Source organism: Pseudoalteromonas sp. 2CM28B, assembly GCF_023161935.1.
This window is the reverse complement of the sequence record NZ_JALNTH010000042.1, coordinates 1-26,710: the sequence shown is the minus strand read 5'-3', so window position 1 is coordinate 26,710 and position 26,710 is coordinate 1. Positions and strand designations below refer to the sequence as shown.

At 41.7% G+C, this 26,710-nt stretch carries 30 protein-coding genes and 2 pseudogenes; 22 read left to right on the top strand and 10 right to left on the bottom strand.

Annotated elements, in window-relative coordinates:
- Positions 1-44 precede the first annotated feature (44 nt).
- Genes MTN96_RS31375 through MTN96_RS31365 form a run of 3 tightly spaced genes read left to right on the top strand, consistent with a single transcriptional unit; the run spans position 45 to position 4,688 of the window.
- The gene (locus MTN96_RS31375) at positions 45-347 is read left to right on the top strand and encodes a metalloregulator ArsR/SmtB family transcription factor (RefSeq protein WP_010392476.1); all 303 of its coding nucleotides are present in this window, start codon (positions 45-47) and stop codon (positions 345-347) included.
- 5 nt (positions 348-352) lie between these two features.
- Positions 353-3,628, top strand: a complete 3,276-nt coding sequence (locus MTN96_RS31370; protein ID WP_248534042.1) for an efflux RND transporter permease subunit — start codon at positions 353-355, stop codon at positions 3,626-3,628.
- Positions 3,618-4,688 (top strand): efflux RND transporter periplasmic adaptor subunit, encoded by a 1,071-nt coding sequence (locus MTN96_RS31365; RefSeq protein ID WP_248534040.1) that lies wholly within the window; start codon positions 3,618-3,620, stop codon positions 4,686-4,688. Before MTN96_RS31370 ends, MTN96_RS31365 begins: the two co-directional genes overlap by 11 nt.
- On the opposite strand, the pseudogene MTN96_RS31360 reads toward MTN96_RS31365, so the two are convergent.
- From MTN96_RS31360 to MTN96_RS31340, 5 genes and pseudogenes are all read right to left on the bottom strand, one after another.
- Positions 4,685-5,362: pseudogene (locus MTN96_RS31360) on the bottom strand (nitroreductase family protein). The gene MTN96_RS31365 and the pseudogene MTN96_RS31360 sit on opposite strands and share 4 nt — an antisense overlap.
- A gap of 212 nt (positions 5,363-5,574) precedes the next feature.
- On the bottom strand, positions 5,575-6,813 hold the full coding sequence (locus MTN96_RS31355; protein ID WP_248534038.1) for an ABC transporter permease: 1,239 nt from the start codon (positions 6,811-6,813) through the stop codon (positions 5,575-5,577).
- Positions 6,806-7,513 carry an ABC transporter ATP-binding protein gene (locus MTN96_RS31350; protein ID WP_008467268.1) on the bottom strand — a complete coding sequence of 236 codons (708 nt, stop codon included), beginning with the start codon at positions 7,511-7,513 and terminating at the stop codon, positions 6,806-6,808. Before MTN96_RS31350 ends, MTN96_RS31355 begins: the two co-directional genes overlap by 8 nt.
- Complete coding sequence (locus MTN96_RS31345; protein WP_024602207.1) at positions 7,513-8,679, bottom strand: efflux RND transporter periplasmic adaptor subunit; 1,167 nt, start codon at positions 8,677-8,679, stop codon at positions 7,513-7,515. The genes MTN96_RS31350 and MTN96_RS31345 overlap by 1 nt, the downstream gene beginning before the upstream one ends.
- A gap of 48 nt (positions 8,680-8,727) precedes the next feature.
- A complete protein-coding gene (locus MTN96_RS31340; protein WP_013466079.1) occupies positions 8,728-9,438 on the bottom strand; it encodes a YIP1 family protein in 711 nt (236 codons plus the stop codon).
- Positions 9,439-9,603: 165 nt separating this feature from the next.
- On the opposite strand from MTN96_RS31340, the pseudogene MTN96_RS31335 reads away from it, so the two are divergent.
- Positions 9,604-10,497: pseudogene (locus MTN96_RS31335) on the top strand (aldo/keto reductase).
- A gap of 52 nt (positions 10,498-10,549) precedes the next feature.
- Here MTN96_RS31335 and MTN96_RS31330 read toward each other — a convergent pair.
- The 5 genes from MTN96_RS31330 to MTN96_RS31310 form a co-directional block, all read right to left on the bottom strand.
- Positions 10,550-11,617, bottom strand: a complete 1,068-nt coding sequence (locus MTN96_RS31330) for a hypothetical protein (RefSeq protein ID WP_248534037.1) — start codon at positions 11,615-11,617, stop codon at positions 10,550-10,552.
- A gap of 333 nt (positions 11,618-11,950) precedes the next feature.
- On the bottom strand, positions 11,951-12,628 hold the full coding sequence (locus MTN96_RS31325) for a TorF family putative porin (RefSeq protein ID WP_138626097.1): 678 nt from the start codon (positions 12,626-12,628) through the stop codon (positions 11,951-11,953).
- Positions 12,629-13,001: 373 nt separating this feature from the next.
- Entirely contained in the window at positions 13,002-14,165 is a 1,164-nt protein-coding gene (locus MTN96_RS31320; RefSeq protein WP_036980462.1) for a hypothetical protein, read from the bottom strand.
- A 145-nt stretch (positions 14,166-14,310) separates the two neighbouring features.
- Positions 14,311-14,511 (bottom strand): helix-turn-helix transcriptional regulator, encoded by a 201-nt coding sequence (locus MTN96_RS31315; RefSeq protein ID WP_036980460.1) that lies wholly within the window; start codon positions 14,509-14,511, stop codon positions 14,311-14,313.
- 8 nt (positions 14,512-14,519) lie between these two features.
- Positions 14,520-14,939 (bottom strand): hypothetical protein, encoded by a 420-nt coding sequence (locus MTN96_RS31310; protein ID WP_288989569.1) that lies wholly within the window; start codon positions 14,937-14,939, stop codon positions 14,520-14,522.
- 236 nt (positions 14,940-15,175) lie between these two features.
- On the opposite strand from MTN96_RS31310, the gene MTN96_RS31305 reads away from it, so the two are divergent.
- The 18 genes from MTN96_RS31305 to rplQ all read left to right on the top strand — a co-directional run bounded on the left by MTN96_RS31305 (position 15,176) and on the right by rplQ (position 25,900).
- A complete protein-coding gene (locus MTN96_RS31305) occupies positions 15,176-17,146 on the top strand; it encodes an AsmA family protein (protein ID WP_248534033.1) in 1,971 nt (656 codons plus the stop codon).
- 276 nt (positions 17,147-17,422) lie between these two features.
- The gene (gene rplN, locus MTN96_RS31300; protein ID WP_008115397.1) at positions 17,423-17,791 is read left to right on the top strand and encodes a 50S ribosomal protein L14; all 369 of its coding nucleotides are present in this window, start codon (positions 17,423-17,425) and stop codon (positions 17,789-17,791) included.
- Between the two features lie 10 nt (positions 17,792-17,801).
- On the top strand, positions 17,802-18,116 hold the full coding sequence (gene rplX, locus MTN96_RS31295) for a 50S ribosomal protein L24 (protein WP_004589210.1): 315 nt from the start codon (positions 17,802-17,804) through the stop codon (positions 18,114-18,116).
- Positions 18,117-18,132: 16 nt separating this feature from the next.
- The gene (gene rplE / locus MTN96_RS31290) at positions 18,133-18,672 is read left to right on the top strand and encodes a 50S ribosomal protein L5 (protein WP_010392500.1); all 540 of its coding nucleotides are present in this window, start codon (positions 18,133-18,135) and stop codon (positions 18,670-18,672) included.
- A gap of 10 nt (positions 18,673-18,682) precedes the next feature.
- Entirely contained in the window at positions 18,683-18,988 is a 306-nt protein-coding gene (gene rpsN, locus MTN96_RS31285) for a 30S ribosomal protein S14 (protein WP_006794245.1), read from the top strand.
- 21 nt (positions 18,989-19,009) lie between these two features.
- Positions 19,010-19,402 (top strand): 30S ribosomal protein S8, encoded by a 393-nt coding sequence (gene rpsH, locus MTN96_RS31280; RefSeq protein WP_016899320.1) that lies wholly within the window; start codon positions 19,010-19,012, stop codon positions 19,400-19,402.
- 13 nt (positions 19,403-19,415) lie between these two features.
- Positions 19,416-19,949 carry a 50S ribosomal protein L6 gene (gene rplF / locus MTN96_RS31275; RefSeq protein WP_006794247.1) on the top strand — a complete coding sequence of 178 codons (534 nt, stop codon included), beginning with the start codon at positions 19,416-19,418 and terminating at the stop codon, positions 19,947-19,949.
- A gap of 9 nt (positions 19,950-19,958) precedes the next feature.
- Complete coding sequence (rplR, locus tag MTN96_RS31270; protein WP_036980454.1) at positions 19,959-20,309, top strand: 50S ribosomal protein L18; 351 nt, start codon at positions 19,959-19,961, stop codon at positions 20,307-20,309.
- Positions 20,310-20,318: 9 nt separating this feature from the next.
- Entirely contained in the window at positions 20,319-20,825 is a 507-nt protein-coding gene (rpsE, locus tag MTN96_RS31265; protein WP_008115387.1) for a 30S ribosomal protein S5, read from the top strand.
- A gap of 3 nt (positions 20,826-20,828) precedes the next feature.
- Entirely contained in the window at positions 20,829-21,011 is a 183-nt protein-coding gene (gene rpmD / locus MTN96_RS31260) for a 50S ribosomal protein L30 (protein WP_008115384.1), read from the top strand.
- Between the two features lie 4 nt (positions 21,012-21,015).
- Positions 21,016-21,450: a 50S ribosomal protein L15 gene (gene rplO / locus MTN96_RS31255; RefSeq protein ID WP_013466073.1), complete on the top strand. Its 435-nt coding sequence runs from the start codon at positions 21,016-21,018 to the stop codon at positions 21,448-21,450.
- 10 nt (positions 21,451-21,460) lie between these two features.
- Entirely contained in the window at positions 21,461-22,789 is a 1,329-nt protein-coding gene (secY, locus tag MTN96_RS31250; RefSeq protein WP_008115380.1) for a preprotein translocase subunit SecY, read from the top strand.
- Between the two features lie 22 nt (positions 22,790-22,811).
- On the top strand, positions 22,812-22,925 hold the full coding sequence (gene rpmJ, locus MTN96_RS31245) for a 50S ribosomal protein L36 (RefSeq protein ID WP_002959476.1): 114 nt from the start codon (positions 22,812-22,814) through the stop codon (positions 22,923-22,925).
- Positions 22,926-23,050: 125 nt separating this feature from the next.
- A complete protein-coding gene (rpsM, locus tag MTN96_RS31240) occupies positions 23,051-23,407 on the top strand; it encodes a 30S ribosomal protein S13 (RefSeq protein WP_008115377.1) in 357 nt (118 codons plus the stop codon).
- Positions 23,408-23,419: 12 nt separating this feature from the next.
- A complete protein-coding gene (gene rpsK, locus MTN96_RS31235) occupies positions 23,420-23,806 on the top strand; it encodes a 30S ribosomal protein S11 (RefSeq protein ID WP_002959471.1) in 387 nt (128 codons plus the stop codon).
- A gap of 21 nt (positions 23,807-23,827) precedes the next feature.
- Positions 23,828-24,448 carry a 30S ribosomal protein S4 gene (gene rpsD / locus MTN96_RS31230; protein ID WP_002959461.1) on the top strand — a complete coding sequence of 207 codons (621 nt, stop codon included), beginning with the start codon at positions 23,828-23,830 and terminating at the stop codon, positions 24,446-24,448.
- A 24-nt stretch (positions 24,449-24,472) separates the two neighbouring features.
- Positions 24,473-25,459, top strand: a complete 987-nt coding sequence (locus MTN96_RS31225; protein WP_008115371.1) for a DNA-directed RNA polymerase subunit alpha — start codon at positions 24,473-24,475, stop codon at positions 25,457-25,459.
- Positions 25,460-25,498: 39 nt separating this feature from the next.
- The gene (rplQ, locus tag MTN96_RS31220; protein WP_013466072.1) at positions 25,499-25,900 is read left to right on the top strand and encodes a 50S ribosomal protein L17; all 402 of its coding nucleotides are present in this window, start codon (positions 25,499-25,501) and stop codon (positions 25,898-25,900) included.
- Positions 25,901-26,710: the final 810 nt, after the last annotated feature.

The window sequence follows — 26,710 nt, the reverse complement described above, 5'->3', positions numbered from 1 at the left end:
CTAACGTTTTATACTCAGACTCTATTTTAGAATAAGAGCATAGTATGAATATTGACTTTACTGCCATGGCCGGCAATGTAGAACAAGCCGAGCAGCTATTAAAAATTTTAGCCAATAAAAATCGCTTGATGATTTTATGTTCTTTGCAAGATTCAGAAATGAGCGTATCTCAGCTCAATGAAGCTGTGCCATTAGCGCAGTCTGCGTTATCTCAGCACTTAGCAGCGTTGCGTAAAGCAAACATTGTGGCTACGCGCCGCGAGAGCCAAACAATTTATTATCGTGTCATTGATGAAAATGCAGTCGTTTTGCTTGGTACCTTGTATGGGTTATTTTGTAAGGGCTAAGTGCGATGAGCTTAATAGACAATGCGGTAAAAAGTAGTTTAAGTGGTCGCATTCCGATTGTTATTTTTGTGATGTCTTTGTTACTTGGGGTATTTGCACTAAATCAAACACCTCGAGAAGAAGAGCCACAAATTACTGTGCCCATGCTCGATATTTATGTATCAGTACCTAACGTTGAGGCGCCTGAAGTCGCTAGGTTAGTAACACAACCACTCGAGAAGTTACTGGCTCAGCTGGTGGGAGTTGAGCATATTTACTCAACCACACAAACTAACAGTACAGTGGTTACGCTGCGTTTTGAAGTAGGGCACAACCGCGAACAAGCTATTTTAGATACCTATGCAAAATTAAATAGTTATCAGCATACAATGGCATCGGTGATCGAAAGTTGGCAAATTCGTCCAATAGAAGTAGATGACGTGCCTATTGTGATGTTAGGCCTCTACAGTAAAGACCCACAACTTTATGGTGATTACGAGTTAACCCGCTTTGCTAACGAAATAGCCAACAGTTTACAGCGTATTGAACACACCAGTGAAGTAAAAGTCATTGCTGGTCGTAAACGAACCCTCACCATTAATTTAAATGCCAGCGCATTGGCTGCCCACCAAACAACCGTAAATGACGTTTTTTATGCATTAAGCGTGTCTAATCAACTAACGCAAGTAGGCAGTGTGGTTGATGGTCAGCAGCAAATTGAATTGCAAGCAGGTGATGTTCTACGAAGTCAATCTGCTGTAGAACAGCTGGTAGTGAATGTTGTTAATGGCAAAAGTGTTTACTTGCTTGATGTTGCAAACGTTATTGATGGCCCAAGTGAAGCTAAGCATTACCAATGGCTTGCTCAATCGGCAAACCAGCAGCAGTTGCCTATGGTTACTTTAAGCGTAGCTAAGCAAGCAGGGACTAACGCGGTTGCTGTTGCAAATGATGTTCATACCATGATGAATGAACTTGCAAATACTTTACTGCCACCAGAAGTTAGCCATACAGTGCTCAGAGATTATGGCCAAACTGCCGATGAAAAAGTAAATAACCTCACATCAAGTTTAGTGTTTGCAGTGTTTACTGTGGTAATTTTTGTTGGCGTGTTTTTAGGTTGGCGTCCTGCCGTGGTGGTTGGGCTGGCTGTGCCTATTTGTTATGGCATTACTCTCTCATTAGATTTTGCATTTGGTTACACCATTAATCGGGTGACATTATTTGCGCTTATTTTATCATTAGGCTTACTGGTAGATGACCCAATCACAGGTATTGATAATATTAGCCGCTTTTTGAATAAAAAAGGCGATAAAAAACAGCAGATTGTTGGCGCAATGAGCGAAATTCGAAATGCCTTACTTATGTCTACGCTCACTATAATGGTGGCGTTTATTCCACTGGCGTTTATTACCGGCATGATGGGGCCGTACATGGCACCTATGGCATTTAATGTGCCGGTTAGCGTGATGGTTTCTACCATTGTTGCATTTTTTGTAACCCCTTGGCTTGCGATGAAGTTACTCAAGCCTGATAACGAACAACCCTCCGAGCTTGCTCCTAAAGTTGGTGCATATCAAAGAATATTAAGCCCATTATTGGTTTCTAAGGGGCGAGCAAAACTTGTTTTGTGGCTAACCCTAGCATTATTTATTATTAGCGCCATGTTACCCGTGATGCGTTTGGTGCCTTTAAAGCTACTCCCTTTTGATAATAAAAATGAGCTGCAAGTGCTGATAGATATGCCAGAGGGGACTAATCTGGAGCGCACAGCTGCATTTACTAAACAAATCCAAACACTCACATGGCAATTAAACGAAGTAAGTGAAATAGCGGCCTATGTTGGTCAACCTTCAAGTATGGACTTTAACGGTATGGTGCGCGGTTATTATCGCCGTGATGCAGCGAATCTCGCCGAGCTGAGGGTATTGTTAGTGGATAAGTCTGAGCGCGATCATCAATCGCATGGAGTAGTTATGCGCCTTCGCGAACAGCTCGCGATGCTAGCAACCGATGGCATTGTAATAAAAGTGGTTGAAGTACCACCAGGGCCGCCGGTACTGAGTACCTTAGTTGCTGAGGTTTACCGAGATGCTTTTGTTGATGAGCAAACACATTCTCACGCTGCCTTGCAGTTAGCTGCGCGTTTACAACAAGAGTCTCATGTAGTTGAAGTCGATACCTCAATGGTGGCACCCTCGCCATTACAACGTTTTGTTACCAATAAAACCAAGGCCGCACTCAGTGCGATTTCAACTCAAAATATTTCACAAACACTCAGTATAGCCTCTCAAGGTGAAAACGTGGGTGTACTTTATGTGAGCAATGAAACAGAGCCCGTTGATATTAAATTACAGCTACCGTACAGCGAGCGAAATCAGCTTTCGCAATTACTTGCACTTCAGGTTAGAGGCGACAGAGATTTAGCTAAAACCAGTAACGAGTTTGGTTTAAGCAGTGCGCCAAGGCCGTTAGTATCGCTTTCAGAACTCGGTGAATTTACACAACATCATGTTGCTAAAACGATTGTTCGTAAAGATCAGCGCGACGTGATTTATGTTATGGCTGAGCTTAATGGGCGCACACCAGCGGAAGTGATTGCTGATGTGAATGCTGATTTAAATGTATCAAACGATGAGTTTGTTAAAACATCGTGGGTAGGTCGTCACTTTTTTAATAATGGCGGAACAGCCCCATGGCAATTACCACAAGGAACCCATGTCAGCTTTAGCGGCGAGGGGGAATGGCGCATAACCATTGATGTATTTAGAGATATGGGCATTGCCTTTGCGTTTGCGCTCAGTGCTATATTTATAATTTTACGGGTGCAAACACAGTCGGCGAGTTTATCGCTGATTATCATGTCAGCTATTCCGTTAACAGTGATAGGCATAATGCCAGGTTTTTGGCTGTTAAATCAGTTTGGTGAGCGCTCTATAGCAGGTGCCCCAGAGCCGGTATTATTTACTGCCACAGCGATGATAGGCATGATTGCCCTTGCAGGTATCGTGGTGCGTAACTCACTTATTTTGGTTGAGTTTATTAATCAAGCTCGCGGCCAAGGCATGGCAATTAAAGAGGCGCTTGTTGCAGCGGGTACGGTGCGAATGCGCCCTGTGCTCCTAACCGCAGGTACCACTTTATTAGGTAACTTAGTGATCACACTCGATCCGGTATTTAGCGGGCTCGCGATTGCGATTATTTTTGGCATTGTGGCGTCTACATTATTTTCATTATTTGTAGTACCGCTTGTTTATTATTTAGTGTTTGCAAGCACAGAGGATGAAGCGCATGCAGGGTAAATCAAAACTTATAGGCACATTTGCCGCGTTATTTGTCATTATTATAGCTGTGTTTTATATGGCAGGCAGCTTTTCTGACAAGCAAGCTGCTGGCTTAAAAGAATCACAAATAACGAACTATCAAGGTGAGCGAGTAACGGTAACGCTGCAAAGTATTGCAGGCACTGAGCAGGTACCAGGTAGTGTAATAGCAAAACAAAATACGCAAATTTCATCGCATGTTATGGCGCAGGTTGAGCAGTTAAAAGTACGTGCTGGCGATAAAGTCGCTAAGGGCGATTTACTTATTATGCTCAAGCAAGATGATTTTAAAGCGGCGTTAGCGCAAAGCAGCGCAAATATTAATGCGGTGCAAGCGTCGTTAACGCAAGCTAAAAAGCAATTAGCCAGAATGATTGATTTAAATGCGCAAGGATTAGTATCTGTTAGTGAATTAGATGACGCCAAAGCAAAGTTTGAAAACTTAACCGCTAATTTAGCGGTTGCTAAGCAACAGCAAACGCAAGCTCAGGTATCGCTTAATTATACGCGCATTACTGCCCCTATTTCGGGCGTGGTCGTTGAGCGCCTAACTGAACCTGGCGATACTGCAACACCCGGTAAACCGCTGATTACTTTGTATAACCCATTACAGTTACAGCTTGAATTTAATGTACGTGAACAACAAGCAGTAAAATTAAGAGTAGGGGACAGTTTAAATGTGGCACTACCTTCTCTTGATATAACAACACCCGCAACGGTGAGCGAAATTGTACCAGTGGCAGATAACGCGGCGCGCAGCTTGCTTATTCGTTTAGAAGCCGATGCGCAACTTGGTCTAATGCCAGGCCTTTATGCTCAACTACAGTTACCAATAAAAAGTACCCAAGGCGTATTAATTGATCCACGTTGGGTGCATGAGTTTGGCCAGCTCAATATGGTGTATGTACTTGAAAACGAAACGCTGGTTAAACGTTTCGTGCGTTTAGGCAGTATTATAAATAACCAGCAACACGTAATAGCAGGCCTAAAAGAGGGTGACGTACTTGCTGTTGATTACATACCAAGTCAAAGCGATTAAATAAAACTCGCAATTTCATCAATCGACTTTTTATCTGGGGCGTGCAGCGGCACTGTTGCATGCCCATCTGGGTAATCAGTAATAAGTAACATATAAGGGCGTTCGTTGTTTTTATCACGTCCACAAATATCGGTTAGAAAACTCATCGGTTCTGGTGTGTGGGTAAGTGTTGCAAGGCCTGCGCGGTGCAAGGCTTGAATTAAAAAGCCAGTGGCAAGGCCTACCGATTCATGCACATAGTAATTCGTGTTTTTATCATCGCCACTCAACGCCGCCCTTTTTTTGACTAAACACCGCAATCAACCATGGCGCGTGCTCTAAATAGGGTTTGTTAGCATCGGTGCCTAAGGGTTTTAGTGCATCTAACCATTCTTCACCCGCTCTGCCTTCATAAAAAGAGCGTTCTAATTTCTCGGCTGCTTCACGAATTTTCTTTTTAACATCACTACTATTAATTGCTACAAAATGCCAAGGCTGGTGGTTTGCGCCACTAGGCGCTGTACCTGCCGCTTTTATACAGGTTTCGATGATTTCTTTTGGCACTGAGCGGTTACTAAAGCTGCGAATACTATGAGGCATTGACTCGTTTGTAAAAACTCATTCGCACGCGTCAGCATTTCCTCTTGAGGGTGTTCTATAAAATCGGCTAATGGTTGGCTTTTATGATTTTGCATGGCTGTTCGCTTCTTATTTTTAGAGTGTTTGGTTTAAAAGAGCAGCAAAGGCTTTATCTGCTAAGGTTTATAAAACCCGCGCTACGCATAAAATATTTATATCATATTACAAAGCTTAGCCAATAGATAAGAGCCTATTAGGTATCCTAAAACAGTAAAAGTCAGCTATTTTAGGATACTATTTTAAGCAAACAGGTCGCTATTTTGAGTGGTTATTCATAACGTAAGGCATCAATGGGATTAAGCCTAGCTGCTTTTATTGCGGGAGCTAAACCAAATATAATACCGATTAAAGAGGTAAAACCAAACGACAGCATAATAGCCCAGCCTGGTATATAAGCGTCGGGCATGCTTGGTACAGAGAGCGAAATGAGCTCGGCAGCACCATAGCCAATGACCAAGCCAATTAAGCCTCCAAATAATGACAGCACCACAGCTTCAACTAAAAACTGCAACATAATAAACCCTGGTGTTGCACCGAGTGCTTTTAGTGTGCCGATAACACGGGTACGCTCAGTTACTGATACCAACATAATATTCATTACGCCAATACCGCCAACAACAAGACTGATACCAACAATCCCTGCGGTTATTGCGGTAGCGCTGCCCGTAAATTTGTCAACATTAGCACGTGCTTTTTCGGCGGTTTCAAACTCAAAGTCGTTTTCTTGCTCATCTTTTAACTTATGTAATTGCCGTAAAATGCGGGTGATTTTGGCAAGTACTAGTTCTTCCTCACTGCCTTCCTTGAGTCTAAACATAATTTGTACATTACTTGTGCTGCTCGCACCCTCTAATGCGCTCATGGTGCTGATTGGAATGTTAATATAATCGTCTTGATCGAACCCCAATAAACTACCTTGTTTTTCAGCCACGCCAATAATTCTAAACCACTCGCCGCCAAGTTTAATATATTCGCCTACAGGGTTTTTTGGCAGGTTTAGCTTTTCAATAATGGATGGACCAATAAAAGCGACTCGACGGCGCTTTTCATCATCCTCTGCGCGAATAAAGCGCCCAAGTTCTGGAAAGGTTCTATACGCTTTTTGGTAATCTTGCTCTGTACCCATTACTCGTGATGAATGGCTTTTATTTCCATATTCAGCGCCACCAGAAAAACGCCAAGTAAACATCAGTGCAGTGAGTGTTTCAGCCTCTTTTACTCGGGCTTTTAAGACTAAAAAATCGTTGTAAGTGAGTTTAGCATTTTTGCCCACCATTTCTTGTTCAATGCTGGTAAAGGGTTTAATTGTGGTTACATCAGGTGCCATATCTGCGAGTTGATCGTTAATTTGCTTAGTAAAGCCTTGCATAACGGCTACCACTGTAATAACCGCGGCAACCCCAATTATAATCCCTAAACAAGTGAGTGCGCTTCGCATGGCATTGGCTTTAATGGCCATTAGTGCTGCTTTTGTTCCTTCCATAATTGCAATAGCAGATTTAAACATGCTGTTTGTCTCCTTCACCTTTACGCACATCGCTCACTACCTTGCCATCAACTAAGCGAATAACTCGCTGGCAATGATCTGCAATTTCTTGTTCGTGAGTTACCAAAATAATGGTGTGGCCTTCATTATGTAGCTCATCAAATAACGCCATAATTTCAGTGGTAGTTTTGCTGTCTAGATTCCCGGTTGGTTCGTCACCGAGTAAAATATGCGGTTTAGTCACTAGCGCTCGTGCAATGGCAACACGCTGGCGTTGCCCACCAGACAACTGGCTTGATAGATGATCCACTTTATCACCGAGTCCTACACGTTTGAGTGCATCGAGGGCTTTTTGTTTACGTTGTTTTGCGGGTATAAACCTATAAACCAAAGGCTGCATCACATTTTCAAGTGCCGACGCACGCGGAAGTAAGTTAAAGCTCTGAAAAATAAAGCCAACACTTTCGTTACGCTGATGAGCGAGCTCGGTTTCTGTCATACTTTTTACAAGTTTATCTTTTAAAAAGTAATCCCCAGTAGTTGGAGTATCTAAGCAACCCAATAAGTTCATTAAAGTTGACTTACCTGAACCTGAAGGACCGATTATAGCGACATACTCGTTTTCATTAATGACCACGTTTACATCATCTAGGGCCTTAAATATTTGCTCACCCATTTTGTATTGCTTGTTAATATGCTCAAGCTTGATTACCGCCGACATTATTGCGCATCCTTGGCAGTTGTTTGCTTAACTTTTACCGTATCATTTTCTTTTAGTTTACTGATAGGACGTGCAGGGCCAATAACAATTCGCTCCCCTTTATTTAAACCTTGGGTAATTGCTTGCTCTATATCTGAAGAAATACCCACTTCTACATAGGCTTTGCTTACAGTGTTATCGTCGTTCAAACGCCATACAAACGTTTTGTCATCTTCTTTTTGTACGGCTTCGATAGGGAGCTTTAAGCCATTCACAGCAAGGCTTGTTGCGATTTCTGCACGGCAGCTCATACCTGCATATAGTTGCCTATCGGTATTATCAAGTAACACTTTCACTCGAAATGATAAACCTTGTGAACCTGCTTGGTTTTTTGCTGAGGTTCCAATGTTAATGACCTTGCCAGTGAAGGGTTGATTGGGGTACGCAGCAGCATAAATATCTGCATGCTGGTCCAACTTAATACCAGCAATATCAGTTTCATCAACTCTGAGCTCAGCTAAAATAGCGCTTGGGTCGGCAACCAGCATTAAATCTGAGCCAATAATATTAGTGGTGCCGGCAATAACGGTTTCGCCTTCTTTAATATTTACTGAGGCGAGCAAACCACTCATTGGAGCACGAAATACACTTTTGCTAAGTCTATCTTCAGCGATTGAAAGAGAGGCTTTGGCTTGATTATAAGACTCTACTCTGGCTTCAATATCTATTTTGGCAAGGTCGCGTGCATTTTGTAAGTTCTCGTATACTTCTTGCCCTGCTAGGCCTACGTCATAAAGCTCTTTTTGACGTTTAAGCTGACGTTCAATATTCAAAAGGCGTGTTTTACTATGTTTTATTTCTATTTCGCTAGCTCGCAATACCGCTTTATTACGTGTTACTTCTGACTCAAAAGCAGTGGTATCTAAGCGCATTAAAATGTCGCCTTGTTTTACACTTTGCCCTTCTTCAACAAACACCTTGTCGACTCGTCCGGTTACCTCTGAACGTAACTGCACTTGAGTATTAAAGACTAAATTGCCAGAGGCCATAATGGAGTCTGCAATACTACCTTGCTCAACCTGTGCAACATTTACCTCTGGTGCTTTTTCATCGCCAGTAATTTGCTTTGATACAACAAGAGCAATAAAAGCTGCAATTGCAAGGGTAATGATAATCGCTTTTTTCATTTTTATTTCCGTATTTATGAGTAGGCAGAAAAGTTTGCCTACATTCCTTTAAGCAACAATAATAATTGTCCAGATGCTGTAAATGATAATGGTCGGTAGCGCAGCAAAAAGAAGTGCTTTATTAAAGCTGAAATTAGTCCAACATTTTAACCCAATAGCAACCAAAGCTATGCTCCAAAGACTAAAAATACTTAAACTCTCCATCATATTATAGAAGCTATCTCCAAGCTCTAATCCCAGAAATAACTGATTTATAGACGCGTAATTGAATAAACTAATAGGTAATTCATTGTTACTGGCTGTAAGAACTAGCGCAACAACACCTAAACTTGAAATAACCATGGGCATCATGCTCCAAACACCAAAACCATACCACGCACCATAGCTATAATTAGCATCAGGGTCTTGCTTAGATATCAACATGTAATACCCAGATAGGAGTGCATTTATAAAAAGAAGGCCGAAAATACCCCCGCCAATTGCAAACCACACTTGGTTATCGAGGCTTTGCTCCATACTTTGACGGATCATTTTTTTCTCGCCGATTGTGGCATCCACACTCGCTGCAGCAACCTGCTGGTCTAAAATAAATTGTGAGTCTGCAGTGGTATAAAATGTATAAGCAGAGGCTGCAAGGGTTAGAGCGAGAAGTGCAAAAGCAAGCCAAGACCAGCCTTTAGCTTCTTTTAGCCCATTAAAAGCCTTGCTTGGGCTGATAAAAATGTCGATACAAGCAGATAGCGCGTTAGATGACTTCATGATTATTCCTTTTTAGCCGTTGTATTAGTACAAATAATATCACTATTAATACCTTATTAAGTCGGTAGAATAAAGCATAACCCTTGCATAAATGCGGTTAAAATGTAACGGTTTATTAACGTTCGCTTAATTGTTGAGATATTAATTAATAAAATGAAGGTAGAGATGGACAACTTAGAACGAAAAATAGATGAGTTAGTACTTGGTTTTTGGCGACTACTTGATTGGCAAGTTTCTCCGCAGCAATGTTTAACGTTCCTTGAGTAGGCAATTGAAGCTGGCATTAAGCATACTGATCATGCTGATATCTACGGCGAATATGGCTGTGAGCGTGAGTTTGGTAAAGCATTGGCACTAAAGCCAAGTATTCGTGATGAAATTAAAATTATTACTAAATGCGGTATTAAACCAGCCTTTGCAAGCTTAGGCTTAGTGGGTAAGGCTAATCATTATGACTCAACTGCACAGCATATCATCACTTCAGCTCAGCAATCCCTTAAGCACTTTAATACCGACCGTCTAGATGTATTACTTATTCATCGCCCTGATTACTTAATGGCTGCCGATGAAGTCGCGCAGGCATTTAATACCTTAAAGCAAAACGGCGATGTACTGGAGTTTGGTGTATCTAATTTTACTCCTTCACAGTTGAGTTTATTGCAGTCACGCTTGGACTTCGAATTGGTCACAAATCAAATAGAGTTTTCACCTTATGAAATGAAAGCCCTTGATGATGGCACGTTGGATCAATGTCAGTTACTCGATATTAAACCTATGTGTTGGTCACCGCTGGCAGGCGGGTGCTTGTTCGCAGAAAACGATGAAAAAGCCATTCGTCTACGCCACGTGCTTGAACAAGTTGGCAGCGAGATTGGTGCAAGTTCAATAGATCAAGTCGTATATGCCTGGCTGTTAATGCACCCAAGTACACCATCGGTAGTACTTGGTACGGGCAATATCAAACGTATTGAGTCTGCGGTTGCAGCTAAGCGGTTAAAATTAAACCGTGAGCAATGGTATCGTATTTGGCAGGGCTCTACAGGGCATAGTGTGCCGTAAAGTGAAAGGTTATTTTATAGCGCGATTCGACATCGCGCGATAAATATTAAAGTTAGCAGTTACTAACGGCGATAAAGGTAGTTTCTTTTTGATAAATATTTACAACGCGCTCGTTACCGTGTTTGTCTACAATTATAACAGTGCGTACATGCTTTACATTTACGCCAGTCATTACGCCACGAGGGCGACATTGAGTTTGCAGATTGCCTCTTTGTGGATTGTTAATTAAAGACTCTAACTCATCAGGAGAGTGAGATCCCTTAATAACATTTTGAGATTCTAAGAATTGTGTCAGAGTATCCCCATTAGCAGCACTTGAAGCGTCTAAATCAGCAATGATTTTTGCAACCCCTTTAGTTACATCTACGTTGACAACTAAAAGACTGCCATCATCAAAGCTCATAACCACATCGTAATTGAGTACTTTATTTAAATTGTTAGTTTCAACATTACCTAAAACTAGTTTAATAAAGGCGCTTGCTTTATCGAGTGCAGCAACGACTGAAATTGCGTTAGCATTATTTTGTACTTCAAGGCGAATCTCGTCGTTTAATATACCCCGGCAATCATCATCACCATTAACATAGTTCATCGCGGTTTTACAGGCATTGAGAGACGATTTTACCGTTGACTGCTCACTCCCCGAATACATGACTCCGCCTTTTTGAGTAAACGTCAATGCGTCCTGTACTTGCATATGGTAATGCTGTGCTTCATTTAAGTGTTTTACAAAGTCACGTTCGTGTTGTGTAGGGTTTACGCGTTGAACGTCGATGCGGCCTTGTTGAGTTATAAGGCCATTTGCGTTAATCACTTTGGGGTATATTGTGACCTGGAATCTATTGACTTCGTTATCATCAATATTATAAATAGCGTAAGGTTGATAGGATGGCTGCGGATTCACATCTCCAATACAAATAGCATCACCATTACTACAGCTGTCTTGTAAAGTAGGTATGTAGGTTTGCTGTTTTATAAAAGTAATTTGCTCGGCAGGACAGCTTGAAAATTGTGCCTTCCAGTAATTGCTACAAATAAGGCTATCACCTTGTGCTGAAACATATTTTGCTATTAGTAAAGTGGGTAGCAATAAAATTACGACTATCATTTTTTTCATCATATATAATTCCTTTTTTATTGATTCTTAAACAATATATCAGGGGGGGGACAAATGTAAATATATTGTTTAATTGTTGCTGAGTGATTATTCGTGCTTTACGGGAAGAGTTGCGAATGAGCAAATTGTTTCTACTTGGTTGTTAACACATCTAAGCTTATTGGGCACAGGCCATATCAAAGAATTGAGTCAGCGGTTGTCGCTAAGCAGTTCAAATTAAGTCGTCTAAGTGTAAGGTAAGTTTTGACATAAAATCTGAGCTTAGTCGATTGATGGCTGTAGGATCGAGAAAAGGGCCTTTCGGCCCTTAGTGTTGCAGCAAGTAACACATTCTTTTTATAAGCTAAAGTCGACAGCGTAGGCTACATAAGCTTTAACATCTGAGCCGTCCATGTCGTTATCAGATAGACCAAAGGTAAAACCATCCTTAGAAACTGATACGCCATAATCAATAATATTGTCATCACCGATGAAATCGCCTGAGTAATGCCCTATGTGTAGCGCCATTTCAGTGCCATTGCTACCAACAGCGAAGCTGTAATCGGCGTTTAAATACAGTGAATCACCAAAATCAGTACCATCACCACTGGCAGCAGATGTTGCAAGTACGGCCGCACCAAATGTAAAACCTTGCACACTAATGCTACCGTAAACTTCTGAAAAATCAGCATCGGCACCTGATGCCGCATCTGGGTAAGCGTAATAAATATAACCTACGTCATAACTTACGTTTTCATTAATAGCGCCGCCAAAACCGGCGTATAAATCTAGTTCGTAGGTCATTTCATCGGCCCAAGACGCATTTGACGCCCACGTACCCGCATAAAATCCAGATTCATTAGCGTAATCAATACCGCCAGATACAGCTGCATCGCCCCCAGTTTGCTCTTGTCCGCGCCATAGGTAGTTAGAAGTAGCGGCTGCATTGGCTGTTACTTCGGCAAATGCAGTAGTTGATGTCATTCCTGTTAATGCCAATGCACTGATGAGTATTGTTTTTTGTAGTTTTAGCATGTTTCATTTCCCATTGTATGATTTTGCACGCCAAGGTTTTTTATTATAAACGACTACAACCTTTTGAACGGCGGCGTATTATTACGTTACTGCAGGGGGGAATTGCACTGTATGTGCCAGCTTCCATTTATTCAATAAAAAATAAATTTTATATTATAAAACAAGGTGTTGAAATTATGCGCAAAGACGCTTTGTGAAAAGTATGTAAGGAAAGAACACACTGCTGGTGCAAAAAAAAGCCTGGCTGCACCATTAGAGCGCTACCAGGCTATCTATATTAGGATCTATTGGCCTTTGAAAATTTAACCTTGAAAGGTCTACAGACCCTAACGTTAAGCTAGTTTATTAAAGCTAATTGCGTTTGATATACGTTTTATCCAAAAATGGTACGCATAAGTGTAATTGTTTCGTTTACACCACGGCCTTTTTGTACTTCGCTAATAATAGAATCACGCTTAGCACGAATATGCTCTGGGATGTCATCAGCAGCAAGTGCGCGGTCCACTAATATTTCAGCCGATTCTTTGCCGCGGCGTGGCGCTTTACTGCTGCTAGAAGTGCTACGTGTAGGTTTATTAAGTAGCTTAATGTAGTTAGAGTTATCTGCAGTATTAGTATCTGCATAATAAAAAAAGCAAGGTATAAGCGCTTTAATGTCCACCAACTGTGTTTCTAGTTCATTACCAGCATTGGCCATTTTAAACCATGACATAGCGTGAATGCTTTGTACTACATCTTGCCAGTAACGCTCAAAGTCACGGTTATTTAATTTGGTGATACCAAGTGCGGAGCAAAGTGCATCTAAGCGACTGTTACTAATTGGAGTAAACACATCAGGGCGACGCATTGCTAATAAACGGGTTGCAGGCGCTAGTGTTGGTTTCTCATCACTGCCATTAAATGCACTCAAGTAAGCAATTACAAATTGTTGGTAATTACTTTGCGCTACATCACCCTCAAGTGGGATATTGCTCAGGGCATCGTCAAATGCACCTGGCAAGTCAGCCAACATCTGGTGAAAGCCTTTAGCACTTTTTGTAGAGGCAAACCATTCTACATCAAAGTTATAAGTACTCGGGTCGAGTGACGCCATGTGCTTACCGCTAAAAGCGAGTAAGTCTTCAGGGATCATGTCTTTTAATGGTTGTTCACGTAGGCCTGAGATATAAGCAGTTAAACGTAATTGCTCATCAAGTGCCACCAGTTCTTTATGTTGTTCTACAAACATACTCACTACCGGCCAAGGTGCTACCCGTAATGTTTTTAGCTGTAAAAAGCTAATTGCTGAGGTTAGCTGGTCGTGCAGCTTTTTTAAAACTGGCAGTTGTTGTGGCTCTAGTAAGTCGTAATTTATGCGGTCTTTACTTGCACTTAGTAGCTCATAACACCAGCCTAAAAAATCCTCTGGGTGGTTTTCTACTTTCACGGCCATTAGGTTTAGGCTTAGTTCTGAAGCTTGCTTCAAGATGTTTTGGTAAATTTGACTTTCTTGTTCGCCTAGCGCCATTTTTGACGGTGAAATTAGCAGTTTTTTCATGCCTTGTAGAGTCTCCGAGTAGATACATTTTTTAGCTGCTTTATTTTAGCGCAAATACGCCAATAGCAACAGGGCCGTGCATAATACCTAACAATTCAAGGGATGCAATCATGATGCTTAATATAAGTACCATGATTGCCGAGGTTTAATCATGCTCTTGCAGCGTAAACAAGCTTTCAACAGAAGTATTAAAGTGCCTCGCTATTTTAAGCGCAATTATTACCGATGGCGTAAATCGGTTTGTTTCTACAGTGCTTATTGTTTTGCGTGATACATTAATAGCGTCAGCGAGCTCTTGCTGTGAAAGCCCTGCCTCTTTACGAAATTTTGCTATGTTATTTTGCACTTTGACTCCTAGTCACGACTTTGCCAAAAAGTAGAAATTCCGTACACTAAACACATAATAGCAAGGTAAAAAGTAGCCATCATGCTATGAGATATATGTAAAGTTAGGCCTTCAGAGAATAAATAAACCGTGCCCATACTAAATAACAATGCTAATACAACATGTTTATAAGCAATTGTATCTATAGTCTTTAAGTATTCATCTTTATAAGTAAGGTGGTATTTCATTCTCCATGTAAAGCCACCTCTAATTACAAACATAAGGAAAGAGCCAAGAAATGCGGTGCTTCCTAAAATCAGCAACGGCGCTGACGTGTTTCCGATAATGGGGTAGCCACTGATTATTAGTAACGTAATACCCATAAATATCGAAAACCATGCGTTGTGACTCATAAATTTTTCTTCAGTTTTAATACCTTGTTGTTTCATAAAGTCCATCCTGTGAAAGTGTTAATTTATATTTTGTAACCTATAGGTACCAATGCAACCTTGGGGTATCATTTTGTCAATTATTTCTTGTAATCTAAGGGTATCAAAATGTTTCAGTTACAATTCATATACCCACGTTAGAATGTAGAAAAGTAGCTTTTTAGTTATTGGGCAATGCTTTTAGTGTTAACTCCCGCTATGATAAGAACATTATTTGCACGTTTGAAAGGATGATCATGAAGACCTTATTTAAAATTGTTGGTGTAATACTCTTACTTTGTATTGCGTTAATTGTTGCTGCACCATTTTTAATTCCTACCGATACCATTTTTAATAAAGTGTCTGAGCAGGTTGAAAAAACAACAGGGCGCACACTTACTATTAAAGGTGATAAAACGCTTAGTGTATTTCCTGCATTAAAGTTAGAGCTTAACGATGTGCACTTTGCAAACATGCAGACAGGCTCGCGCGACGACATGGCAAGTATGGAGCAATTAGCTGTGCATATACCCTGGTTATCGTTATTTGGCGGCGAATTCAAACTAGATAAGTTTGTTATTAACGAGCCCAATATTTTATTAGAAACTGATAAGAACGGTAAAGCTAACTGGCAGCTGTTTGATGCTGTAGCCGAACAGCCGCAAGTGCAAACTCAATCAGGTGAGGCTGTCAAACTACCAGAAAACTTTGATATAGAGTTAGGTGAAGTGGCTATTTACGGTGGTACGTTTACTTACCTAGATGGGCAAACAGGCGCTAAACAACAAATTAGTGACTTGGAATTGGCTATTTTACTTCCTTCACTACGTAAAACACTAGAGATCAAAGGCGGCATTACATATATGCAAGAGCGCTTTGAGCTAGATGTAAAACTTGATACGCCAGCAAAAGCTATTGAAGGGGCGATGTTTGAGGTTACTCAAAGCGTAGACTCTCGCTTGGTCGACCTTACTTTTAACGGCAGTATTGCGCAACAAGGAAAAGATATAAAAGGTGAGTTAGCGCTCAGTGGTGATTCTGTTAAAGAGCTAGCAACTTGGCAGGGAGTAGACTTAAACGCCAAAGAAAATGCATTTAATGCGTTTAGCGTAAACGGTAAAATGCACCTTATAGATGATACGTTTAACTTAGAAGAGCTGATTGCTACCCTAGATGAATTAGAGATTAAAGGAAAAAGTGAAGTAAACTTAGGCAATAAACTAGCGGTTAAAGCTAATATAGACCTAGGTATGCTTGATTTGAATCCCTACTTACCGGAGTCAGTAGCAAAGCAGCAAGCGCCGCAAAGCGAAGAACCTAAAGCCGCACAGCCGATTGTTTGGGACGATACTAAAATTGATTTAAGCGCTTTAAATGCACTTAATGCTAACGTAGTTATTCGTTCAAGCGGTTTAAAAGCGAATGATATTAAGCTCGGTGCGAATCAATTTACAGTCGACTTAAACAACAGCGTTGCTAAATTAAGCTTAGATAGCTTTAAAGCCTATGAGGGCACCGGTAAAGGGGTCATTAATATAAATGCGCAGCAAACGCCGTATAAAATAAGCACAAATTTTGATTTAGCCGACATAGACGCACAACCGTTACTCACTGATGCGGCTGGCTTTGATAAACTTATGGGTAAAGGGTCATTGAATTGGAACTTAACCACGACCGGCCAAAGTCAAAAAACCTTTATTGATGCTTTAAACGGCAAGATTGGCTTTGAATTTGCTGATGGGGCAGTCAAGGGCGCAAACATCGCTGAAATGGTTCGTAAAGGCAAAGAGCTTATTTCCGGTAATCTTGGCGCTGTAAGCGAGGGCTTAGATACGGGCTTTGAAGAATCAGAGCAAACTGACTTTTCTGCGCTCACTGGTAGCTTTAATTTTACGAATGGCGTGGGACATAATAATGATCTATCCCTGGTGAGCCCACTTATTCGTATTACAGGTGAGGGCGATGTAGATTTACCCAAAACCAGTGTTGATTATCGGTTAGTAACAGGTATTGTTGATTCAATTGAAGGGCAAGGTACAACAGATGATAGCACGGGCTTTAAAATCCCACTGCGAATAAAAGGCCCATTCCATGACGTTGGCTTTAAACTAGATGTAAGCAATGCACTTAAAGATAAAGCAAAACAAAAACTCGATGACGTCAAAGAAAAGGCAAAAGAGAAAGCCAAAGACAAAGTAAAAGATAAATTAAAAGGACTATTTGGCTAAAGCCATTTACTCCAGAAAAAAGAAACAGGGCGCTAATTGCGCCTTGTTTGTTTTATAACCACTTGTAAAATAGCTAGATAGCGGTTTTTACTCAGTTTTAATCTGCCCCTCTATTAAATTAATTAAAAAATAACCTACCACTCCCCCCTTAATGCTGATACAATTGCCCGCCCTTAAGAGACATCTAGTATGTTTTTTGAGTGGAATTCAATCGAAATGTCTTGATTTTAAACAAATTTAAGACAAGTTGTAATTACTACACCGGAGGTCATTAACATGATCCAAATGCAAACTCAGCTGGAAGTTGCTGATAACAGCGGCGCTCGCAAAGTGCAGTGTATAAAAGTCCTTGGTGGTTCACACCGTCGCTATGCAGCGATTGGCGATATCATTAAAGTTTCTGTAAAAGAAGCGATTCCTCGCGGTAAAGTGAAGAAAGGTGATGTTAAAAACGCGGTAGTTGTGCGTACCAAAAAAGGCGTTCGTCGTCCAGACGGTTCATTGATCCGTTTCGACAGCAATGCGGCTGTTATCTTAAATGATAACTTGCAGCCTATTGGTACTCGTATTTTCGGCCCTGTGACTCGCGAACTTCGTAATGAAAAGTTCATGAAAATCGTTTCACTAGCCCCAGAAGTACTGTAAGGAGTCTATCATGGCAGCAAAAATCCGTCGTGATGACGAAGTAATCGTACTAGCAGGTAAAGACAAAGGTAAGCGCGGCAAAGTGCTTTCAGTTGTAACCGAGTCTGGTCGAGTATTTGTCGAAGGCATTAACTTAATCAAGAAACACCAAAAGCCGGTTCCACAGTTGAACCAAGCTGGCGGTATTGTTGAGAAAGAAGCGTCTATCGACGTATCAAACGTTGCGATCTACAACTCGGAAACGAGCAAAGCAGATCGTGTAGGTTTCAAGATTGAAGATGGTAAGAAATTACGTATCTTTAAATCTACTGGTAAAACTATCTAATAGTTGGAGTAGAATGATGGCGAAACTGCATGAAGTATATAAAGACAAAGTAGTTGCTGAACTTCAAGAGAAGTTTGGTTTCAGCTCTGTCATGCAAGTCCCTCAGATCGAAAAGATCACATTAAACATGGGTGTGGGCGAAGCCTTAGCTGACAAGAAGATTTTAGATAACGCTGTTGCGGATCTAGAAGCTATCTCTGGTCAGAAACCTTTAATCACTAAAGCACGCAAATCTGTTGCTGGCTTCAAAGTGCGTGAAGGTTACCCAATTGGTTGTAAAGTAACCTTACGCGGCGAGCGTATGTGGGACTTTTTTGAGCGTTTGGTTTCAATCGCTATCCCACGTATCCGTGACTTCCGTGGTGTGAGTGCTAAGTCTTTTGATGGACGCGGTAACTACAGCATGGGCGTACGTGAACAAATCATCTTCCCAGAAATTGATTATGATAAAGTAGACCGTGTACGCGGTATGGATATCACAATCACTACATCTGCGAAATCAGATGAGGAAGGCCGTGCGTTGTTAGAAGCGTTTAACTTCCCATTCAAGAAATAAGGGTAGGGTTATGGCAAAGAATTCTATGAAAGCGCGCGAAGCAAAGCGCACTAAACTAGTTGCTCAGTACGCTGAAAAGCGTGCAGCACTAAAAGCTATCATCAGTGATGTTAATACATCTGAAGATGATCGTTGGGACGCGGTACTTAAGCTACAAGCTTTACCTCGTGATTCTAGCCCTGCACGTCAACGTAATCGTTGTAACATTACGGGCCGCCCACATGGTTTCCTTCGCAAATTCGGCATGAGCCGTATTAAAGTTCGCGAAGCAGCTATGCGCGGTGAAATTCCTGGCCTTAAAAAGGCTAGCTGGTAATAGAATCATGGGAGTAAGACTATGAGCTTGCAAGATCCTATCGCGGATTTATTTACACGAATCCGTAACGGTCAGTCAGCGAAGAAAGTATCTGTAACGATGCCTAATTCGAAACTGAAAGTAGCAGTAGCTAATGTATTAAAAAATGAAGGTTACATCGCAGACTTCTCAGTAAGTGGTGATGTAAAACCTGAGCTTTCTATCGAGTTAAAGTACTTCGAAGGCAAAGCTGTTATTGAAAATATCCAGCGTGTAAGTCGCCCTGGTCTACGTATCTATAAGAGACGTGACGAATTACCAAAGGTAATGGGTGGTTTAGGTATCGCTATCGTATCAACTTCTAAAGGCCTAATGACAGACCGCGCAGCACGTAGTGCAGGCGTTGGTGGTGAAATCATTGGTTTTGTAGCTTAATCGGAGGGGAACTATGTCTCGCATAGCAAAGGCACCAATAAACGTTCCTGCCGGTGTAGAAGTTACATTAAAAGGCCAGGAAATCACAGTTAAAGGCAAAAACGGTGAACTTACTCGTACTATCAACGATGCAGTTGAAGTACAAGTTAACGACAACGTTATTACAACTTTACCTCGTGAAGGCGTAGCCAATGCATGGGCACAAGCAGGTACTGCTCGCGCTCTAATCAACAACATGGTTGTTGGTACGCATGAAGGTTACGAGAAGAAACTTCAGTTAGTAGGTGTTGGTTACCGTGCTGCAGCTAAGGGCAAAGTTTTAGACTTAACTCTTGGTTTCTCGCACCCAGTTAATTTCGCAGTTCCTGAAGGAATTACGATTGAAACTCCAAGCCAAACAGAAGTTCTAGTTAAGGGCGTAGATAAGCAGTTAGTTGGTCAAACAGCTGCTAACATTCGTGCATACCGTAAACCTGAGCCTTATAAAGGTAAAGGTGTTCGTTATTCAGATGAGAATGTACGCCGTAAAGAGGCTAAGAAGAAGTAAGGTAAGACGATGGATAAAAAAACAGCTCGTCTACGTCGTGCTAAACGCACTCGTAGAAATTATATTGAACAAGGCACAACGCGTCTTGTTATCCACCGCACGCCACGTCACATTTACGCTCAAGTTGTAAACGCTGAGGGTAATGTACTGGCTGCTGCTTCTACTGTTGAGAAAGCGATTAGCGAAACAGTTAAAGGCACAGGCAACATTGCAGCTGCACAAGCAGTTGGTAAAGCGGTTGCTGAACGTGCGGCTGACAAAGGCATCGAAAAGCTTGCTTTTGATCGCAGTGGCTTTAAATATCACGGCCGTGTGAAGGCGCTAGCTGATGCTGCGCGTGAAGCCGGTTTGCAATTCTAGGAGTAGACAATGGCTAACGTAGAAGCAAAGCAACAACAGCCTGATTTAGCTGAAAAGCTAATCGCGGTGAACCGTGTGTCTAAAGTAGTTAAAGGTGGTCGTATCTTTAGCTTTACTGCACTAACTGTAGTTGGTGATGGCGCAGGTAAAGTAGGTTTCGGTTATGGTAAAGCACGTGAAGTTCCAGCTGCTATTCAAAAAGCAATGGAAAAAGCACGTCGTAACATGATCAACGTAGACCTAAATGGCAACACATTACAGCATCCTGTTAAAGGACGTCATGCTGGCTCACAAGTGTTTATGAAACCAGCATCAGAAGGTACTGGTATCATTGCAGGTGGTGCTATGCGTGCAGTACTTGAAGTGACTGGTGTGCAGAACGTACTTTCTAAATGTTACGGTTCTACTAACCCGATCAACGTTGTACGTGCAACGATCTCAGCTCTTGAGAACATGAATTCTCCTCAGTCGATCGCTGCAAAACGTGGTCTTCGAGTAGATGAGATTTTGGGGTAAACCATGGCTAATAAAACTGTAAAAGTAACACAAGTAAAAAGCTCTATCGGTCGTTTACCGAAGCATAAAGCTACATTACGCGGTCTTGGTTTACGTCGTATCAATCACACTGTTGAGTTAGAAGACACAGCATGTGTGCGTGGTATGATTAACCAGGTTTATTACATGGTTAAGGTAGAGGGGTAATTCGATGCATTTGAATACACTTTCACCTGCTGCAGGTTCAAAAACTGCTCCAAAACGTGTTGGTCGTGGTATAGGTTCTGGTCTTGGTAAGACTGGTGGCCGTGGTCACAAAGGTCAAAAATCACGTTCTGGCGGTAAAGTACGCGTTGGTTTCGAAGGCGGTCAAATGCCTATGCAACGTCGTCTACCTAAGTTCGGTTTCACTTCTCGCAAATCATTAGTATCTGCAGAAATTAACCTATACGAAATCGCTAAAGTTGAAGGCGATGTGGTAGACCTAAGCGCGTTACAAGCAGCTGGTCTAGTTAAAAAGAACGTTCAGTTCGTTAAAGTTGTTAAATCTGGCGAAGTTTCACGCGCTGTTACCGTTAAAGGCCTTAAGGCTACTAAAGGTGCACGCGAAGCTATCGAAGCTGCCGGAGGCAAGGTAGAAGACTAAGGAAGTACTAATGGCTAAACCAGGTCAAGATACACAAAGTGCACAAGGTGGACTTTCGGAATTGAAGCGCCGATTACTCTTCGTATTGGGTGCTATCATAATTTACCGTCTAGGTTCATTTGTGCCGATCCCTGGGATTGACGCCGCTGTACTTGCCGATTTCTTCGAGCAACAAAAGGGCACCATTGTTGAGATGTTCAACATGTTTAGCGGTGGTGCGCTTGAGCGAGCTTCAGTGTTAGCACTGGGTATCATGCCGTATATCTCGGCTTCGATTATTACGCAACTATTAACGCATATGTATCCGCCGTTTATAGAGCTTAAGAAAGAAGGTGAGCAAGGGCGTAAAAAGATAAGCCAGTACACACGCTACGGCACGCTTGTGCTTGCTACTATCCAATCAATCGGTATTGCTACAAGCTTACCGGGCATGATGAACGGGTTAGTTGTTAACCCAGGTATGGGATTCTACTTCACCGCTGTGGTGAGTTTAGTAACCGGCACTATGTTCCTTATGTGGTTGGGCGAACAGATAACAGAACGTGGTATCGGTAACGGTATCTCAGTTCTAATATTTGTTGGTATTGTAGCTAACCTGCCGTCTGCTATTGGTTCGACAGCCGAAATGGCGCGCCAAGGTGATTTGAATGTTTTTGTACTGTTGATGGTTGCAGTTATAGTATTCGCTGTTACTTATCTTGTTGTATTCTTTGAACGTGGTCAACGACGTATCGTTGTTAACTACGCCAAACGTCAACAAGGTCGTCAAGTATTTGCTGCTCAAAGCACGCATTTACCTCTGAAAGTAAATATGGCGGGTGTTATTCCACCAATCTTCGCTAGCAGTATAATTCTGTTCCCTGGTACAATTGCAAGCTGGTTCGGCCAGGGTGAAGGTCCGGTTGCTGATGTGCTACAAGCAATTGCTACAACGTTGACTCCAGGTCAGCCTTTGTATGCAATGGTTTTAGCTGCGGCTATCATCTTCTTCTGCTTTTTCTACACAGCGTTGGTTTTTAACCCGCGTGAAACAGCAGACAACCTGAAAAAATCTGGCGCATTTATCCCAGGTATTCGTCCAGGTGAGCAGACATCTAAATACATTGATAAAGTGATGACACGCCTGACATTGGCAGGTGCTTTGTATATAACCTTTATCTGTCTGGTGCCCGAATTCATGACTATGGCATGGCAAACGCCATTCTATTTCGGCGGTACATCAATTTTGATTATCGTTGTAGTAATCATGGACTTTATGGCACAAGTACAGACGCATCTGATGTCACATCAGTATGATTCTGTGCTGAAAAAAGCGAACCTTAAAGGCTACGGTCGATAAGGTCAGTTTACGGAGTTGAGCAATGAAAGTACGTGCTTCCGTTAAGAAAATATGCCGTAACTGTAAAGTTATTAAACGTGCTGGTGTAGTACGCGTAATTTGCAGTGAGCCTAAGCATAAGCAAAGGCAAGGCTAAGTAAACAGTCGTGCAGGCTGAGGTTTCTCGGCCTGTGTTTTTAGTTGTGATTTGGTCTTCGTTTGAGTATCCTTACGGGCTTTTCAAACAGATGATTACCAAATTCAAATATAGGAGATGTGTTAGTGGCCCGTATCGCTGGCATTAACGTCCCTGATCATAAACATGCAGTTATTGGTTTAACAGCTATTTATGGCATAGGTAAGACTCGCTCTAAGGCTATCTTAGAAGCGACTGGTATCGCCGAGACCACAAAAATCGGTGAACTTTCAGACGAAACACTTGACGTATTGCGTGAAGCAGTTGGCAAGTACACTGTAGAAGGTGACCTTCGTCGTGAAGTTACTTTGAATATCAAGCGCCTTATGGACCTTGGTTGTTTCCGTGGCCTACGTCACCGTCGCTCTTTACCACTTCGTGGTCAAAGAACAAAGACTAACGCGCGTACCCGTAAGGGTCCTCGTAAGCCTATTAAGCGATAAGGGGATAGTAAAATGGCTAAGACACCAATTCGTCGTAAAAAGGTTAAAAAGCAAGTTGCTGATGGTATGGCTCATGTTCATGCGTCTTTCAACAACACTATTGTAACGATTACCGACCGTCAAGGTAATGCACTATCATGGGCTACTGCCGGTGGTTCAGGTTTCCGTGGTTCACGTAAATCTACTCCATTTGCTGCTCAGGTTGCTGCAGAGCGTGCAGGTACTGCTGCTCAAGAATACGGTTTAAAAAATCTAGAAGTTTTCATCAAAGGTCCAGGTCCAGGTCGTGAATCTGCTGTACGTGCTTTGAATGCTGCTGGTTACCGTATCACCAACATTACTGACGTGACGCCAATACCACACAATGGTTGTCGTCCACCGAAGAAACGTCGCGTTTAACAATAGGTTAGGAGAAATAACATGGCAAGATATTTGGGCCCTAAGCTCAAGCTGAGTCGTCGTGAAGGTACTGACCTGTTCCTTAAGAGCGGCGTAAGAGCTATCGACTCTAAGTGTAAACTTGAGACTGCACCTGGTCAGCACGGCGCTCGTAAAGGACGCTTATCTGATTACGGTTTACAATTACGTGAAAAGCAAAAAGTACGTCGTATCTACGGTGTATTAGAAAAGCAATTCCGTAACTACTACAAAGAAGCTGCTCGCCTTAAAGGTAATACAGGTGAAAACTTGTTACAGCTTTTAGAGCAACGTTTAGACAATGTTGTATATCGCATGGGTTTTGCTAGCACACGCGCTGAAGCACGTCAGTTAGTAAGCCACAAAGCGATTCTAGTTAATGGTCGTGTTGTGAACATTCCTTCATACGTAATTACTCCAGAAGATACTGTTGTAATCCGTGAAAAGTCTAAGACACAAGCACGTATCATCGCTGCTCTAGAGTTGGCTGAGCAACGTGAAAAGCCGACTTGGGTTGAAGTTGACGGTAAGAAATTGGAAGGTAGCTTTAAGCGCCTACCTGAGCGTTCAGATCTGTCTGCGGACATTAATGAACAACTAATCGTCGAACTTTACTCTAAGTAAAGTTAAGAGTTAAGAGAGGATAAAATGCAGGGTTCTGTTACAGAATTTCTAAAACCAAGGTTAGTCGATATCGACGCTATAAACCCAACGCGTTCTAAAGTAGTTTTAGAACCACTCGAGCGTGGCTTTGGTCACACTTTGGGTAATGCCTTACGCCGTATACTGTTATCATCTATGCCTGGATGTGCAGTAACTGAAGTTGAAATCGACGGTGTATTGCATGAGTACAGCGCGAAAGAAGGCGTACAAGAAGACATCATTGAAATACTACTAAACCTTAAAGGTCTAGCGGTAACGTTAGAAGGCAAAGATGAAGTTTTTCTGACCCTGACTAAATCTGGTGTAGGCCCTGTGACTGCGGCAGATATTCAGCACGATGGCGATGTAACAATTGCTAACCCAGATCATGTTATTTGTAATTTAACTACAAATAACAGCGAGATCAGCATGCGTATTCGTGTTGAGCGTGGTCGTGGTTATGTGCCGGCATCTAGTCGTTTATCCTCTGATGACGATGAGCGTCCAATTGGTCGATTGCTGCTTGATGCATCATTCAGCCCAGTTGAACGTATTGCGTACTCGGTTGAATCAGCCCGTGTTGAGCAACGTACAGACTTAGACAAGTTAATCATTGATATGGAAACAAACGGTACTTTAGATCCTGAAGAAGCGATCCGCCGTGCGTCTACTATCTTAGCTGAGCAACTAGATGCATTCGTAGATTTACGCGATGTAACTGAGCCAGAAGAGAAAGAAGAGAAGCCAGAATTCGATCCTATTCTACTTCGTCCAGTTGATGATCTTGAACTAACAGTACGTTCAGCAAACTGTTTGAAAGCCGAGCAAATTCAATATATCGGTGATTTAGTTCAGCGCACTGAAGTTGAGCTTCTTAAAACGCCTAATTTAGGTAAGAAGTCTCTAACTGAAATAAAAGACGTGCTAGCTTCACGTGGTCTTTCTCTAGGTATGCGCCTAGAAAATTGGCCGCCTGCAAGCCTAGCTGAATAATCTAAATCACTATATTAGTTTAGTTAGAAGGATAGGGTCATGCGCCATCGTAAGAGTGGTCGTCAATTAAACCGTAACAGTAGCCATCGTAAAGCGATGTTCAGCAATATGGCAGGTTCTTTGGTGAAACATGAAATCATCAAAACTACTTTGCCTAAAGCGAAAGAGTTACGCCGTGTAATTGAACCTTTAATCACACTGGCTAAGACTGACAGCGTAGCAAATCGCCGTTTAGCATTTGCCCGCACGCGTGATAATGAAGTAGTTGGTAAATTGTTCAGCGAAATCGGTCCTCGTAATACAGACCGTCCAGGTGGTTACACTCGTATTCTTAAGTGTGGCTTCCGTGCTGGTGATAATGCACCAATGGCTTATATTGAACTAGTTGGTCGCCCAGCGGCGAGCGAAGAAGTTCAAGAAGACGCACAGTCTGCAGAGTAAGTCTTTAAAGAGACACCAAAAAGCCGAGCTTATGCTCGGCTTTTTAATACCTAAAATTTATCACACGGTAATAGGGTCGCGACAAGTCCTCCCCAATTTTTTATCAATAATAAACAACAGCCTCATATCAATAAAGGCAGTCTATTTGCTACTAATAGAAATATAGTTCGCTTATTTAAATACTTTCTTCATGTTACCCCTAACCTATATATGCTATTTATCTATAATTGGTAAAAATAAGCTAATTATATAACTTAAGGTTGTGATTAACGTCATAGGTTGAAACAGTAAATACATAAGTAAAGAAAGCCTTAACTATATATCTATGTTTTTTTGCCAAATGCCCTTAGTGTTCTACTAGCTAAAATAGTTATAGCAAGAAATCGGATGCTATTTACAAGCGATTTCAACATCAGCATCAACACGTTATCATTAAAAAATATCTTATAACCTCATTTGAAGCTAAATATGCTTGAGTTTAGTTGTCTTTTTAAGCGTTTAGTTGTAATTTTGTTCGAACAGTCATTTATTTCAAGTTTTCTTCAAAAAAGGGTTGATCTGTTTTCGGATCTCCCTATAATGCGGCCCCACTGAGACGGCAGAGGGCAACGCATAGCGAGGCACGAGCTACTCAGTGAGTTGAGTAAAACTTAGTTTTGAAAACTTTCAAGTTTAACAAAATTAAGTGTTGACAAAAAAATAGGAAAGCGTAATATGCGCAGCCCTAGCGAGATAAAGTTAAACGCTTTAATCGCAACGTTCTTTAACAATATAAAGCAATCATCTGTGTGGGCACTCGTACAGATTGAG

Excerpts from the sequence above, each read along its gene's own strand:
- rpmJ (WP_002959476.1), top strand. The coding sequence starts at position 22,812 with ATGAAAGTACGTGCTTCCGTTAAGAAAATATGCCGTAACTGTAAAGTT.
- secY (WP_008115380.1), top strand. The coding sequence starts at position 21,461 with ATGGCTAAACCAGGTCAAGATACACAAAGTGCACAAGGTGGACTTTCG.
- rplE (WP_010392500.1), top strand. The coding sequence starts at position 18,133 with ATGGCGAAACTGCATGAAGTATATAAAGACAAAGTAGTTGCTGAACTT.
- MTN96_RS31345 (WP_024602207.1), bottom strand. The coding sequence starts at position 8,679 with ATGAAAAAAGCGATTATCATTACCCTTGCAATTGCAGCTTTTATTGCT.
- MTN96_RS31350 (WP_008467268.1), bottom strand. The coding sequence starts at position 7,513 with ATGTCGGCGGTAATCAAGCTTGAGCATATTAACAAGCAATACAAAATG.
- MTN96_RS31320 (WP_036980462.1), bottom strand. The coding sequence starts at position 14,165 with ATGAAAAAACTGCTAATTTCACCGTCAAAAATGGCGCTAGGCGAACAA.
- rpmD (WP_008115384.1), top strand. The coding sequence starts at position 20,829 with ATGGCTAATAAAACTGTAAAAGTAACACAAGTAAAAAGCTCTATCGGT.
- MTN96_RS31225 (WP_008115371.1), top strand. The coding sequence starts at position 24,473 with ATGCAGGGTTCTGTTACAGAATTTCTAAAACCAAGGTTAGTCGATATC.
- rpsD (WP_002959461.1), top strand. The coding sequence starts at position 23,828 with ATGGCAAGATATTTGGGCCCTAAGCTCAAGCTGAGTCGTCGTGAAGGT.
- rpsE (WP_008115387.1), top strand. The coding sequence starts at position 20,319 with ATGGCTAACGTAGAAGCAAAGCAACAACAGCCTGATTTAGCTGAAAAG.
- MTN96_RS31310 (WP_288989569.1), bottom strand. The coding sequence starts at position 14,939 with ATGAAACAACAAGGTATTAAAACTGAAGAAAAATTTATGAGTCACAAC.
- MTN96_RS31365 (WP_248534040.1), top strand. The coding sequence starts at position 3,618 with ATGCAGGGTAAATCAAAACTTATAGGCACATTTGCCGCGTTATTTGTC.
- rpsN (WP_006794245.1), top strand. The coding sequence starts at position 18,683 with ATGGCAAAGAATTCTATGAAAGCGCGCGAAGCAAAGCGCACTAAACTA.
- rplQ (WP_013466072.1), top strand. The coding sequence starts at position 25,499 with ATGCGCCATCGTAAGAGTGGTCGTCAATTAAACCGTAACAGTAGCCAT.
- rplX (WP_004589210.1), top strand. The coding sequence starts at position 17,802 with ATGGCAGCAAAAATCCGTCGTGATGACGAAGTAATCGTACTAGCAGGT.
- MTN96_RS31355 (WP_248534038.1), bottom strand. The coding sequence starts at position 6,813 with ATGTTTAAATCTGCTATTGCAATTATGGAAGGAACAAAAGCAGCACTA.
- MTN96_RS31340 (WP_013466079.1), bottom strand. The coding sequence starts at position 9,438 with ATGAAGTCATCTAACGCGCTATCTGCTTGTATCGACATTTTTATCAGC.
- MTN96_RS31370 (WP_248534042.1), top strand. The coding sequence starts at position 353 with ATGAGCTTAATAGACAATGCGGTAAAAAGTAGTTTAAGTGGTCGCATT.
- rplN (WP_008115397.1), top strand. The coding sequence starts at position 17,423 with ATGATCCAAATGCAAACTCAGCTGGAAGTTGCTGATAACAGCGGCGCT.
- MTN96_RS31305 (WP_248534033.1), top strand. The coding sequence starts at position 15,176 with ATGAAGACCTTATTTAAAATTGTTGGTGTAATACTCTTACTTTGTATT.
- rpsK (WP_002959471.1), top strand. The coding sequence starts at position 23,420 with ATGGCTAAGACACCAATTCGTCGTAAAAAGGTTAAAAAGCAAGTTGCT.
- rplO (WP_013466073.1), top strand. The coding sequence starts at position 21,016 with ATGCATTTGAATACACTTTCACCTGCTGCAGGTTCAAAAACTGCTCCA.
- rplR (WP_036980454.1), top strand. The coding sequence starts at position 19,959 with ATGGATAAAAAAACAGCTCGTCTACGTCGTGCTAAACGCACTCGTAGA.
- MTN96_RS31330 (WP_248534037.1), bottom strand. The coding sequence starts at position 11,617 with ATGATGAAAAAAATGATAGTCGTAATTTTATTGCTACCCACTTTACTA.
- rpsH (WP_016899320.1), top strand. The coding sequence starts at position 19,010 with ATGAGCTTGCAAGATCCTATCGCGGATTTATTTACACGAATCCGTAAC.
- rplF (WP_006794247.1), top strand. The coding sequence starts at position 19,416 with ATGTCTCGCATAGCAAAGGCACCAATAAACGTTCCTGCCGGTGTAGAA.
- MTN96_RS31375 (WP_010392476.1), top strand. The coding sequence starts at position 45 with ATGAATATTGACTTTACTGCCATGGCCGGCAATGTAGAACAAGCCGAG.
- MTN96_RS31325 (WP_138626097.1), bottom strand. The coding sequence starts at position 12,628 with ATGCTAAAACTACAAAAAACAATACTCATCAGTGCATTGGCATTAACA.